This is a genomic window from Phyllobacterium sp. 0TCS1.6A, from assembly GCF_026420825.1.
Taxonomy (GTDB): Bacteria; Pseudomonadota; Alphaproteobacteria; order Rhizobiales; family Rhizobiaceae; genus Phyllobacterium.
The window spans coordinates 132,577-145,866 of record NZ_JAPMAB010000005.1; the positions used below are offsets into that span (position 1 = coordinate 132,577).

The following is a 13,290-nucleotide window of genomic DNA, read 5'->3' on the forward strand; positions in this document are numbered from 1 at the left end:
CCTGCCTTCCCGGATCGTTCTTCGGCTTGCCGCTTTGCGCCCGGCAGGGCCGGCGCTGAAGTTTCTTGCGGCGGCCTCTTTATTCTGGCCGCAGTGATTGCTAAAAGCGCCCCCATGAAAACTGCTTTCCGGGCTGCAGCACGGTCCATACCCATTCAGACGATACGAATTACCGGCCCGGCCTTACCGCGTGCCTGAAGCCAGGAGCTTTGTGGTGTGGAAGGTCGGGAATGGCGCCCTGGCGCTCTTTTTTGAACATTCTCTGAAAACCTGCCCGCAGCGTACCGCGCGAGCCCATGACAAGCTGAAAAAATGACCGATACTCCGAAGCCGATCGACTACTCGAAGACCCTCTATCTGCCCCAGACCGATTTTCCCATGCGCGCGGGCCTGCCCGCCAAGGAGCCGGAAATGGTCAGGCGCTGGCAGGAGATGGACCTTTACCGCAAGCTGCGCGAGGACGGCAAGGGCCGCCCGCTCTACGTGCTGCATGACGGTCCGCCCTATGCCAATGGCAATATCCATATCGGCCATGCGCTGAACAAGATCCTCAAGGACGTCATCACCCGCTCGTTCCAGATGCGCGGTTTCGACTCCAATTACGTCCCCGGCTGGGACTGCCATGGCCTGCCGATCGAGTGGAAGATCGAAGAGCAGTATCGCGCGCGCGGCAAGGACAAGAACGAGGTCCCGATCAATGAATTCCGCAAGGAATGCCGCGATTTCGCCGCCAACTGGATAAAAGTCCAGACGGAGGAGTTCAAGCGGCTCGGCATCGAGGGCGATTTCGCCAATCCCTATACGACCATGGCCTTCCATGCGGAAAGCCGCATCGCCGGCGAACTGCTGAAATTCGCGATGTCGGGCCAGCTCTATCGCGGCTCCAAGCCGGTCATGTGGTCCGTCGTCGAACGGACCGCGCTGGCCGAAGCCGAGGTGGAGTACCAGGACTACGAGAGCGACACGATCTGGGCGAAGTTCCCGGTCGAGGCTGGTCCGGAACATCTGCGTGGCGCCAGCGTGGTCATCTGGACCACCACCCCGTGGACGATCCCGGGCAACCGCGCCGTCACCTATTCGCCGCGGGTCCAGTACGGTCTCTATGAAGTGGAAACGGCGGAAAACGACTTCGGCCCGCGCCCCGGCGACCGGTTCGTCTTCGCCGATGCCCTGCTCGAGGAGCTTGCGGCCAAGGCCAGGCTTTCGCTCAAACGCCTGTCGGCCGTCACCGCCGACGACCTGCCGCAGACGACGCTTGCCCATCCGTTCAAGGGCCTTGGCGGCGGCTATGAATTCAAGGTGCCGCTGCTCCCCGGCGATCATGTCACCGACGATGCCGGAACGGGCTTCGTCCACACCGCGCCGGGCCATGGCCGCGAGGATTTCGACGCCTGGATGGATTCGCGCCAGGCGATCGAGGCGATGGGAATCTCCTCCGCCATTCCGTTCACCGTCGACGATGCCGGCTATTACACCAAGGACGCGCCGGGCTTCGGTCCGGACCGCGAAGGCGGTGCCGCGCGCGTCATCGACGACAATGGCAAGAAGGGCAATGCCAACAAGGCGGTCATCGACGAGCTCATCCAGCGCGATGCGCTGTTTGCCCGCGGCCGCCTGAAGCATTCCTACCCGCATTCCTGGCGCTCGAAGAAGCCGGTCATCTTCCGCAATACGCCGCAATGGTTCGTCTATATGGACAAGGACCTCGGCGACCGGACGACGCTGCGTTCGCGGGCGCTGGCGGCCATCGACGAGACCCGCTTCGTGCCGGCCGCCGGCCAGAACCGCCTGCGCGCGATGATCGAGGATCGCCCGGACTGGGTTCTTTCGCGCCAGCGCGCATGGGGCGTTCCGATCTGCGTCTTTGCCGACGAGGATGGCAATATCCTCATGGATGAAGCCGTCAATGCCCGCATCCTCGAAGCATTCGAGCAGGAGGGCGCCGATGCCTGGTTTGCCGATGGCGCCCGCGAGCGGTTCCTCGGCGAAAGGGCCGGCGAGCCCTGGAAGCAGGTCCGCGATATTCTCGACGTGTGGTTCGATTCCGGCTCCACCCATGTCTTCACCCTCGAAGACCGTCCGGACCTGAAATGGCCGGCCGACGTCTATCTCGAAGGGTCCGACCAGCACCGCGGCTGGTTCCATTCCTCGCTGCTCGAAAGCTGCGGGACGCGGGGGGTAGCGCCCTACAAGACGCTCGTCACCCATGGCTTCACCATGGATGAAGAAGGGCGCAAAATGTCGAAATCCCTCGGCAATACCGTGACGCCGCAGGACGTGATCAAGGATTCCGGCGCGGATATCCTGCGCCTCTGGGTGATGACGACCGACTATTGGGAAGACCAGCGGCTCGGCAAGAATATCATCCAGACCAACATAGACAGCTATCGCAAGCTGCGGAACACGATCCGCTGGATGCTCGGGACGCTCGCCCATGACGAGGGCGAGGTGGTTCCCTATGCCGAAATGCCCGAACTCGAACAGTTGATGCTGCACCGCCTTGCGGAACTCGACGAGCTGGTCCGCTCGGCCTATGACGGTTTCGAGTTCAAGCGCATTACCCGCGCCCTGGTCGATTTCATGAATGTGGAGCTGTCCGCGTTCTATTTCGACATCCGCAAGGATGCGCTTTACTGCGACGCGCCTTCCAGCGTGAAGCGCAAGGCGGCGCTGCAGGTCGTGCGGCACCTCTTCGACCGGATCGTCACATGGCTCGCTCCGATGCTGCCGTTCACGACCGAGGAAGCCTGGCTCGACCTGCACAAGGACGCGCAATCGATCCATCTCGAGCAGTTCCGCGAGACGCCGGCGGAATGGCGCAATGATGCGCTCGCGGCCAAATGGCGGCGGGTCAAGGATGTGCGCCGCGTCGTGACCGGAGCGCTGGAGCTCGAACGGGCGCAGAAGACCATCGGTTCTTCGCTGGAAGCCGCGCCCGTGGTCCACATTGCCGACAAGGAACTGCTTGCCGCCATCGAGGGGCTGGACATGGCCGAGATCTGCATCACCAGCGCGATCTCCATCACCTCCGGCGAGGCGCCGGCCGGCGCCTTCACCACAGGCGAGGTCGCCGGCGTCGCGGTCGTGCCGCAAAAGGCGAGCGGCACCAAATGCGCGCGCTCATGGCGTTATACCCATGATGTCGGCTCGGATCCTGCCTATCCGGACGTGTCGGCGCGGGATGCCGCGGCCCTCGCCGAACTGGCCAGGCTCGGCAAGCTGGCCGCATGATCGGAAAGCCGGCCGCTCGCTGACCGGCCGGCTTTTCTCCACATTCTCGGGGCTCGGCTTGCTTAATGCCATGGGCCTCATGTAAAAGGCTGCCATTGAGTTGCCCTATTCTCAAGGCAGGGCATAAGGATCGGCGGGAAATCAGCGGGCATTGCCCAGGCTTGGGTTGAAAGTGGCGAGTATGAACTTGAACGGAAGCATCACAATACTCAGCGTGCTTGTCGGGGCGATGGCCCTCGGCGGCTGCATGTCCTCGCCGCGCTACGGCACGGACAAGACCGCCGGCGCCCAGTTGCTGGATGACGTTTCCAACATCGCTTCGTTCGGCCCGAGGAAGAATGCCCCGGTTGCCTATAATCCGCGCCCCGAGCTGGTTCGTCCGGCATCCGGCCAGGCCGCGCAATTGCCGGCGCCGCAGGACGACGTCGTGGCGCAGAACAAGGACAACTGGCCGGAATCGCCGGAACAGCGCCGCAGGCGCATCCGCGATACGGCGACGGCCAACCAGAACAATCCGAACTTCGTTCCCGAGGTCGAGAACGACATGGGCGGCCGCAAGGTGGTCGATTCGTCCGAATATGGTGCGAATAACGACCGGACGCCGCCTGTCGTGCCGGCCGGCGCCACGAATAACAAGGGTGCCGAGTTCCGCGCGCGCCGGCTCGCCTCCACCGCCGGTTCGCCGACGACGCGGCGCTATCTCAGCGAACCGCCGCTCGAATATCGCGCCCCGGCGCCGACGGCCTCCACAACCGAACTCGGCGAGGACGAGGCCCGCAAGGAACGCCAGCGCAAGGCGGCGGCCCGCAAGGACAAGGGCTTCAGCTTCCGCGATCTGATCCCCTGGGAATGATCGCGAGACGCCACGGTGTCCATCGAATATCGGTTCATGAAGCAAACGGTTTCGTTAAAAAACGGAACCGTTTTTGTTTTTCGCCGTTGCCAGCTACGTGGGCCAGCTATGTGGGCCAGCTACGTGGGCCAGCTACGTGGGATAGTCAACTGATCTGACCAATGAGGGTGCTACCGGGTGTTCATTCTGAGATTTCTTGGCCGTGTTCTCCTCGTCATTTTTGCTCTCGGCATGTTTCTCTGGGGCGCCTTCGCGCTCTGGTATCAGCTGCCGTTGGGTTTCTTCCCTCGCTTCCTCTGCCTCATCGTGTGGATGGCTGCCGGCTTTGCCGTGCTCTGGCTCGCGGCGCATAGAAGGTCGGGCAGGGCGCTGACCGTGCTCGTGCCGCTGATGGCGGGCCTGCTGGTCTGGTGGGCGACGATCACGCCATCGCTGAACCGGATCTGGGCCGACGACGTGGCGCAGACCGTGACTGGCACCCTGAGCGGGCAGGAGGTGACGCTGCTGAACGTCCGCGACTTCGAGTGGCGTTCGCGTGACGATTTCACGCCGCGCTGGGAAAGCCGGAGCTACGATCTCGGGGAACTCGCCTCGGTCGACCTGTTCCTGTCCTACTGGTCCAATCCCGCAATCGCCCATACGCTCGTCAGTTTCGGCTTCCGCAATGGCGAATTCATCGTGTTTTCGGCCGAAATCCGCAAGGAAAGGGGCGAGGAATTCTCCGAGATCGGCGGTTTCTTCAAGCAGTTCGAGCTGGCGATGATCGCTGCCGACGAGCGCGACATCATCCGGCTTCGCACCAATATTCGCGGCGAGGACGTCTACCGCTACCGGATCGAGATGAAGCCGGAGATGCGCCAGGCGCTGTTCCTGTCCTATGTGGACAAGGCAAATCATCTTGCGCGGGAAGCAAGCTTCTACAATACCGTGACGGCCAATTGCACCACCGTCATCTTCGACATGATGCGGGCGATAACACCGGACCTGCCGCTGGACTACCGGGTGGTGCTGTCGGGCTACCTGCCCGGCTATCTCCACGATCTCGGTGCGATCGATCGGCAGAAGCCGCTGGAGGAGATCGAAGCGGCCGCGCTCGTCAACCGCAAGGCAATCGCCGCCGATACCGATCCCGCGTTTTCGGCGAGGATACGCGAAGACTAGAGCCGCCTGGCCTGGAAGAAGGATTTGAGCAGGCCCTCGGCCTCGCTCGCCCGGAAGCCGGAATAGACTTCCGGCACGTGATGGCAGGTGGGTTGGGTGAAGAAGCGCGCGCCATTGTCGACGCCGCCGCCCTTCAGGTCCTGCGTGCCGTAATAGAGCCGGCGGAGGCGCGCGAACGATATCGCCGCCGCGCACATCGTGCATGGCTCGAGCGTCACGTAGAGATCGCAGCCGATGAGCCTTTCCGTCGCCAGTTTCTCGCAGGCTTCGCGGATGACGAGGATTTCCGCATGGGCGGTGGGGTCGTTGCGCTCGCGCGTGCGGTTTCCGGCAGCGGCGATCACGGCGCGGTCCTTGACGAGGACGGCGCCGACCGGCACTTCCCCGCGCTCGCCGGCGAGGCGGGCTTCGGCCAGCGCCATGGTCATCGGATCAATTTTTTCGGTCACGGCGGCCTATCATCCAAAAATCACTCGCATGCACACCTCATAGCTGTTAGAGCATCGGGCGGCAAATAAGACGTATTCTGCCGGAGGGATGTGTGGACGAAGGCCAGGGAATTGATGTCACCGATGCGATGTATCGGGCGCGGTCAATTCCTGGAAATGGCCTGAATTCACCCGGTGCTGCGGGTCTCCGCCTTGCGGACAGCCGTTTTGTCAGGCAGTTTCGTCCGATGCGCAACCATCGGCCTTGCTACCTTCCGCGTGAAGCGTCTCGCCATCCACGAAACAGAATGACGTCTTATTTGCCGTCCGATGCTCTATGAGGCCTGCTGAAAGGCAACCAATCCATGACTAGTTCGAACGACGGCCGCAAAGGCGGCAAACCATACGGCGAGAAGCGCAGTTTCGGCAAGGCTGAAGCAAGCCGCCCCCGCAGCGACGCTACAAGGCGCCGCGCGCCGGACGAGGCGCAGCCGGAAGAGGGCGAGCGCATCGCCAAGCGCCTGGCGCGCGCCGGCATAGCATCGCGGCGCGAAGCCGAAACGATGATCGCCGCCGGCCGCGTCTCGGTCAATGGCAAGCGGCTGGACAGCCCGGCGCTCAATGTCATGCGCACCGATCGCATCGAGGTCGACGGCAAGCCGCTGCCGCAGAAGGAGCGCACCCGGCTCTGGCTCTACCACAAGCCGGCCGGGCTCGTGACGACCAACCGCGACCCGGAGGGGCGCCCGACCGTGTTCGAATCCCTGCCCGCCGAAATGCCGCGCGTGCTGTCGGTCGGACGGCTCGACATCAATACCGAGGGCCTGTTGCTGCTCACCAATGATGGCGGCCTGTCGCGCGCGCTGGAACTGCCTTCGACCGGCTGGCTGCGCCGCTACCGCGTGCGCGCCCATGGCAGCGTGACGCAGGAAAAGCTCGACACCTTGAAGGACGGAATTGCCGTCGAGGGCGTGTTCTACGGCGCCATAGAGGCGACGCTGGAGCGCGAGCAGGGCTCCAATGTCTGGATCATGGTCGGCCTGCGCGAGGGCAAGAACCGCGAGGTCAAGAACGTGCTCGGCGCGCTCGGCCTGTCGGTCAACCGGCTGATCCGCATCTCCTATGGACCGTTCCAGCTCGGCGACCTGCCCGAAGGGGCGGTGCGCGAGATGAAGGGCCGCACCCTGCGCGACCAGCTCGGCGATCGCCTGATCGAGGAATCCGGCGCCGATTTCGACGCGCCGGTTCTCAACGAATTCAGCAATGAAGTGGTGCGCAGCGAGCCGGCACAGCCGGAAGGCGAGGCGCGGCCGAGGCAACGACGCCAGGCGGAATGGATATCGAGCTCGCCGGTGGCGCGGGGACGCGGACCGCGCAAGCCGAAGGGCGAGCCGAGGGAACCGCGCCCGGACGATGCGGACCGGTCCGCCGAAAGCGCATTCGAGCGGCCGCGTGAAAGACCGGCCCGGTCGGATAGCCGATCCGACAGCAGAACCGACAGCCGCGGCGCGGCGCCGAGGCGCGACCGCGACGCCGGTGCCAAGCCGGCCGAGGCGACGACGCGCAAGAGCCGTTCGACCAATGTCTGGATGGCGCCCGGCGCACGGCCGCTCAATCCGACGCGCGTGAAGGAAGCCGAAGCGCGCAAGGAGCGTTTCCGCGATGAAAACCGCCGCTCCGACCGCGAAGACCGGCCCTATGGCGACAGGCCGCCGCGCGCCCGCAAGCCGGAAGGCGACGAGCCGAAGCGCAGCTTTGGCGGCCGACCTTATGGCGATCGGCCCCATGGCGATCGGCCCAATGGTGACCGGCCGAGGCGCGACAATGATGCCGCCGAGCGCGGCCCGTCCGCGGGCACGAAACGCGATGGACCCCGTCCGCCGCGTGTCGGCAAGCGCGAACGGGCGGAGCTGAAGGAGCGCGAGGCGCAGGGCAATTACGGCACGCAGGGAGAGCGTTCGCGTTCGGAACGTCCCTATGGCGCCAGCGGCAAGCCATCGCGTGGACCTGCCTCGGGCAAGAGCGAGCGGCCCTTTGGCGGGCCAAAGCCGGCCGGCAGGACCGGCGGCGGGCCTCGTGGTGGAAGCTCGGGCGGCGGAAGCCCCCGTGGCGGAAGCTCTGGCGGCGGAAGCCGTCCGCCACGCAAGCCGAGACCCTGAGGCTGACGACATGCGTATTGTCGGCGGAACCTTCCGTGGGCGCAGTCTGGCCAGCCCCCAGACCAATGCCATTCGTCCGACGACGGATCGGACGCGGGAAAGCCTGTTCAACATCCTGACCCACGCCTATCCCGAAAAGTTCGAGGCGACGCGGGTCCTCGATCTTTTCGCCGGCACGGGTGCGCTGGGGCTGGAGGCTCTTTCGCGCGGCGCCCGCTACGGCGTGTTCATCGAGGAATCGGCGGAAGGGCGCGGCCTGGTGCGGACGAATGTCGAGGAGCTCGGCCTTCTCGGCAATACCAAGATATTCCGGCGCGATGCGACGCGCCTCGGGCCCGCGGGCACGATAGAGCCGTTCGATCTGGTTTTCGCCGATCCGCCCTATGGCCGCGGCCTCGGTGAAACGGCCTTCAGATCGGCGCTCGATGGCGGCTGGCTTAAAACCGACACACTTCTTGTCTTGGAAGAGGAGACCGGGGTGATCATTGATCTGGACCCGCGCTTCGCCGTCGTCGAGGAGCGTGTCTACGCCAATAGTACAATTCGGTTTGTGAAATTGACGTGATAGGCTGGTCCCGGACCACCCGGACCACCCCTACATGCCGCTTCCAGAATGGATCTGATTTGATGCCCACCAGCTTTCTGCGTTCCATCGTTTCGATCAGCCTTGCCGCGCTTCTCTCCACCATTGCACCGGTTGCCATCGGGGCCGCCAATGCCGATACGGCGCCCGCGCCGCAGGCCGTGGCCGAGCCGCCGGCTGCGACCAAGACCGATGCGGACAATAATGAGATAACCTCCTTCACGCTCGGCAATGGGCTGGAGGTCGTGGTGATCCCGGATCATCGCGCCCCGGTCGTCACCCATATGATCTGGTATCATGTGGGTTCCGCCGACGAACTGCCGGGGAAATCCGGCATTGCGCATTTTCTCGAACATCTGATGTTCAAGGCGACGAAGAACTATCCGGCCGGCGAGTTCGGCCGCAAGGTGGCGGAGATCGGCGGGCAGGAAAATGCCTTCACCTCCAATGATTACACCGCCTATTACCAGCAGCTGGCGCCGCAGGCGCTCGAAATGGCGATGACCTACGAGGCCGACCGCATGGAAAACCTCGTGCTGACCGACGAAGTGGTCGCCACGGAACGGCAGGTCATATTGGAGGAGCGCCGCTCGCGCGTCGACAATAGCCCGAGCGGTCTTCTGGCGGAGGAGGTCAACGCCACCCTCTACCAGAACCACCCCTATCGGCTGCCGGTCATCGGCTGGCTGCACGAGATGGAAAAGCTCGGCCTGGACGATGCCTTGGCCTTCTACGAGAAATATTATACGCCGAACAATGCGACGCTCGTCATTTCCGGCGACGTGACGGCGGACCTTGTCAAGACGCTGGCGGAAAAGACCTATGGCAAGGTGCCGCGCCGGGCCGAACCCGGCAAGCGCGAACGGCCGCAGGAGCCGGAACAGAATACCAAGCGTATCGTTTCGCTCGCCGATCCGCGCGTATCGCGGCCAAGTTTCCAGAAGCGCTGGGTCGCGCCTTCCTACGCCAATGCCAGGCCGGGGGAGGCCGAGGCGCTGGATCTTCTGAGCGAGATACTCGGAGGCTCGCCGCGCGGCCGGCTCTACCAGACGCTGGTCGTATCCGAGGGTGTCGCCGCCGCGGCCGGAGCCTTCTTCGATGGCAACGGCCTCGATTCCGGCAGTTTCGCCCTGCATGGCTCGCCGAGGGGCGAGGCCTCGCTCGAAGATGTCGAGCGCGGCGTCGACGCGCAGGTCGAGAACATCATCAAGAACGGCGTGACGCAGGAGGAACTGGACGCGGCGCGGAACCGCTTCCTGAAGAGCATCATCTTCGCCCGCGACAGCCAGACGGGCATGGCCAGGATCTATGGCTCGACGCTATCGGTCGGGCAGACGATCAAGGACATCCAGGAATGGCCGGACCGCATCAAGGCGGTGAAGAAGGAGGACATCCAGGAGGTTGCCCGCCGCTATCTCGTCGATGGCCGGTCCGTCACCGCCTATCTCATGCCCGAGGCGGGCGCACCCGACAAGAAAGCCAAGGACCAGGGCGGCGGTGGCGCCGGACCTTCCGAAGTCCTGCCAGCAGAAGGAACCGTCCAATGATCAGGCCGCTGTTCCAGCGTTCCATCGCCGCATTGCTCATCCTGTTCGCGACGATCGTCGCCAGCCATGCGGTCGAGATCAAGGAAGTCGTTTCGCCCAGGGGCGTTCGCGCCTGGCTCGTACAGGACGATTTCGTCCCGTTGATCTCCATGCGGTTCGCGTTCAAGGGCGGCGCCGCGCAGGACCCGGCCGGCAAGGCCGGTCTCGCAAACCTCATGACCTCGCTGTTCGACGAGGGCGCCGGCGATCTCGATTCGGAAACGTTCCAGGTGAAGCTGGACGAAGCCGGTGGGGAAATGGGGTTCACGGCCGACATGGACAATCTCATGGGCTCGGTCAGGATGTTGGCGGAGAAGCGCGATCAGGTGACCGATCTGGTCGCAATGGCCGTTCAGCGGCCGCGCTTCGACCAGGCGCCGATCGACCGGATGCGCCAGCAGATCGTGGCTGGTATCAAGGGCGCCGAGCGCGATCCCGAAACCATCGCCGAGAGAAAATTCACCGAGGCGCTCTATGGCGCCCATCCCTATGCCCGGCCGGTCTATGGCACGCCGGAAAGTCTCGCCGGCATCTCGAAAGCCGACCTTTCGGGGCTTCACCGCCGCATGTTCGCGCGCGACAATCTCGTCATCGGCGTCGTCGGAGCCATCAGCCCGGAAGAACTATCGGTCCTGCTCGACAAGGTGTTCGGCGACCTGCCGGAAAAAGCCGAACTCGCGCCGGTCGATGCCGCCAGGACTGCGCTCGGCGAGACGACGCGCGTCGATTATCCCCTGCCGCAGACCACCATGTCCCTGGTCTATCCCGGCACCCGCCGCGATGCGCCGGATTTCTTCGCCTCCTATATCATGAACCACATATTGGGCGGCGGCACCTTCACCTCGCGCCTGACCAATGAGGTGCGCGAAAAACGCGGCCTCGCCTATTCGGTCAGTTCGGGCCTGCAGTCCAGCGACCATGCGGCAGCATTGATCATCTCGACTGCTACACGCAGCGATCGAGCCGAAGAGACGCTGCAACTGATCAAGGATGAGGTTGCCCGCATGGCGAAGGACGGGCCGACGGCGGAGGAACTGGCCGAGGCCAAGAAATACCTCGCCGGCTCCTTCGCGGTGACGAACCTCGATTCGTCGTCGGCGGTCGCCAATACGCTGGTCATGATGCAGGACGAGAAACTCGGCATCGACTATATCGACAAGCGCGCCGGATTGATCGATGCGGTGACGCTCGACGAGGTCAAGGCGGTGGCGGGCAAGCTGCTCACGACCGATCCTGCCATTCTCATCGTCGGCCAGCCGCAAACCTGATCCTGGTGCAACTTTGAATTTGCCATTCGCTATGGTGGCTGATGTCGACCGGGATGCGAATGTCAGATTCGTTCCGCCAGGGTCCAATCATCGGGGGCCTGATCGTCAGCGCCTGATCATTCGGCTGGCTCCGACGCCGGTTCGGCGGCGGCGCCTTCGGCGAGATCGATGCGTTTCGATTCCCGCAGCGGCTTGATCAAGGGCTCGGGCGTGACCGGACGCGTCAGCAGCAGGTCATTGCCGGCGGCAAGCCCTTGCGATGCCTGTATGTGCAGGCGGTCCTCGTCACGGCGGCGGATGTCCTCCATGATCTCATGGGCGAGCTCTTCCCGCACGCCCAGTTCTTCCAGCGCACGCCTGCCGAAGACAAGGCCGGACTCGAAGGTTTCGCGCAGTTCATAATGCACGCCGCGGCTGCGCAGCTTCAAGGTGTGGACACGATCATACGAGCGCACGAAGAGCTTGATATCGGGATATTCGGCCTGGATGAGCTCGACGATCCTGTCGGTCGTCTCCTTCCTGTGGGTGCAGACGGCGACGATCTTCGCCTGCCTTATGCCCGCCGCCTCCAGCACTTCCTTGCGCGTGCCATCGCCGAAATAGATGCGGAAGCCGAATTTCTCGGCAGAGCGGATGCGGTCGGCGGAGGCGTCGATGACGGTGACGGCCGATCCGCCTGCCAGCAGGATCTGCGCCGCTATCTGGCCGTAGCGCGAGAAGCCGATCATCATCACATCGGCGCCGGCGCCGTCGAAATTCTCTTCGATCTCGTCGCCGCTGTCCCTGTTGACGAGGAACCTGTTGCCCAGCGCTACCGATAGCGGCATCACGGCCATGGAAAGCGTGGTGATGGCGACGAGTTCGGATGCGAGATCCTCGCCCATCAGCCCGGCCGCGGCGGCGGCGGAAAACAGCACGAAACCAAATTCACCGCCCTGCGGCAGGAAGAACGCCACGCGGATCGCGTCATTGTGATTGCTGCCGAAGAGGCGGGCGAGGACATAGACCAGCAGCGCCTTGACCGCCATGAAGATCGGCACGGCGAGAAAGATGCTCAGCCAATTGTTCAGGATCACGCCGAGATCGAGCGAGAGGCCGACGGCCATGAAGAACAGGCCGAGGAAGACGCCGCGAAACGGCTCGATATCGGCTTCGAGTTCGTGCCGGTAGGAGGATTCGGCAAGCAGCACGCCGGCGATGAATGCACCCATGGCCATCGAGAGGCCGGCAAACTGCATCAGCGTCGCGGCGCCGAGCACGACGAAGAGCGCGGCCGCGATCATCACTTCGCGGGCGCCGGTATTGGCGATGAAGCGGAACAGCGGATTGAGCAGGTAGCGGCCGACGGCGATGATCGCGCCGATGCAGATCACCGCGATGAGAAAATTGCCGAGCGGGTCCGCCTGCTGCGTCGCCGAGCCGGGTGCGAGGACCGGGACCATGGCCAGCAGCGGCACGATCGCCAGATCCTGGAACAGCAGGATGGCGAACGACACCTGGCCGTGGGGCATGGTGGTTTCGCCGCGCTCCTCCAGGATCTGCATGGCGAAGGCGGTGGAAGACAGGGCGAGGCCGAAGCCGGTGATCACCGCCGCCTGCCAGCTCATCAGCGCCAGCGCGACGATCAGTCCGGTCAATGCCGCGCCGGTGACGAGAACCTGCGCCGCGCCAAGGCCGAAGATCGCGTGGCGCAGGGTCCACAGCCGCGACGGCTTGAGTTCTAGCCCGATGACGAACAGCAGGAAGACGACGCCGAGCTCGGAGAAATGCAGGACCTGTTCACCATCGGTGATCAGATTGGCGACCGGCCCGATCAGCAGCCCGGCAGCCAGGTAGCCCAGCACGGTTCCGAGGCCGAGCCGCTTGAAAAGCGGCGCCGCAATGATCGCGCCGGCCAGAAGGGCCAGGGCCTGGAAATAGAGATTGCCGCTTTCTGAAAGCATCCGATATGAATCCGGTATCTGACAAGTTCTGGCGCTCGTTGGGCTCGTTTGCCTTGATAGACCCCGATTTGCACCATA

At 64.0% G+C, this 13,290-nt stretch carries 9 protein-coding genes; 7 read left to right on the forward strand and 2 right to left on the reverse strand.

What is annotated here, in order from left to right:
* Window positions 1-312 precede the first annotated feature (312 nt).
* The 3 genes from ileS (at window position 313) to OSJ75_RS12980 (ending at window position 5,245) form a co-directional block, all read left to right on the forward strand.
* Window positions 313-3,231 (forward strand): isoleucine--tRNA ligase, encoded by a 2,919-nt coding sequence (gene ileS, locus OSJ75_RS12970; RefSeq protein ID WP_267228365.1) that lies wholly within the window; start codon window positions 313-315, stop codon window positions 3,229-3,231.
* Window positions 3,232-3,412: 181 nt separating this feature from the next.
* Window positions 3,413-4,084, forward strand: a complete 672-nt coding sequence (locus OSJ75_RS12975; protein ID WP_267228366.1) for a hypothetical protein — start codon at window positions 3,413-3,415, stop codon at window positions 4,082-4,084.
* 231 nt (window positions 4,085-4,315) lie between these two features.
* Window positions 4,316-5,245 (forward strand): DUF4105 domain-containing protein, encoded by a 930-nt coding sequence (locus tag OSJ75_RS12980; RefSeq protein ID WP_256473351.1) that lies wholly within the window; start codon window positions 4,316-4,318, stop codon window positions 5,243-5,245.
* Here the strand turns inward: OSJ75_RS12980 and OSJ75_RS12985 are convergent.
* Window positions 5,242-5,673 (reverse strand): nucleoside deaminase, encoded by a 432-nt coding sequence (locus OSJ75_RS12985; protein WP_250015459.1) that lies wholly within the window; start codon window positions 5,671-5,673, stop codon window positions 5,242-5,244. The genes OSJ75_RS12980 and OSJ75_RS12985 overlap by 4 nt on opposite strands.
* 365 nt (window positions 5,674-6,038) lie before the next feature.
* Between OSJ75_RS12985 and OSJ75_RS12990 the strand changes: the two genes are divergently transcribed.
* From OSJ75_RS12990 to OSJ75_RS13005, 4 genes are all read left to right on the forward strand, one after another.
* A complete protein-coding gene (locus OSJ75_RS12990; protein ID WP_267228367.1) occupies window positions 6,039-7,832 on the forward strand; it encodes a pseudouridine synthase in 1,794 nt (597 codons plus the stop codon).
* A gap of 10 nt (window positions 7,833-7,842) precedes the next feature.
* Window positions 7,843-8,397, forward strand: a complete 555-nt coding sequence (gene rsmD / locus OSJ75_RS12995; protein ID WP_250015160.1) for a 16S rRNA (guanine(966)-N(2))-methyltransferase RsmD — start codon at window positions 7,843-7,845, stop codon at window positions 8,395-8,397.
* A 62-nt stretch (window positions 8,398-8,459) separates the two neighbouring features.
* Window positions 8,460-9,962 (forward strand): M16 family metallopeptidase, encoded by a 1,503-nt coding sequence (locus OSJ75_RS13000; RefSeq protein ID WP_267228368.1) that lies wholly within the window; start codon window positions 8,460-8,462, stop codon window positions 9,960-9,962.
* Window positions 9,959-11,269: a M16 family metallopeptidase gene (locus OSJ75_RS13005; RefSeq protein WP_267228369.1), complete on the forward strand. Its 1,311-nt coding sequence runs from the start codon at window positions 9,959-9,961 to the stop codon at window positions 11,267-11,269. Before OSJ75_RS13000 ends, OSJ75_RS13005 begins: the two co-directional genes overlap by 4 nt.
* A gap of 116 nt (window positions 11,270-11,385) precedes the next feature.
* Here OSJ75_RS13005 and OSJ75_RS13010 read toward each other — a convergent pair whose 3' ends face one another.
* Entirely contained in the window at window positions 11,386-13,212 is a 1,827-nt protein-coding gene (locus tag OSJ75_RS13010; protein WP_250015154.1) for a monovalent cation:proton antiporter-2 (CPA2) family protein, read from the reverse strand.
* Window positions 13,213-13,290: the final 78 nt, after the last annotated feature.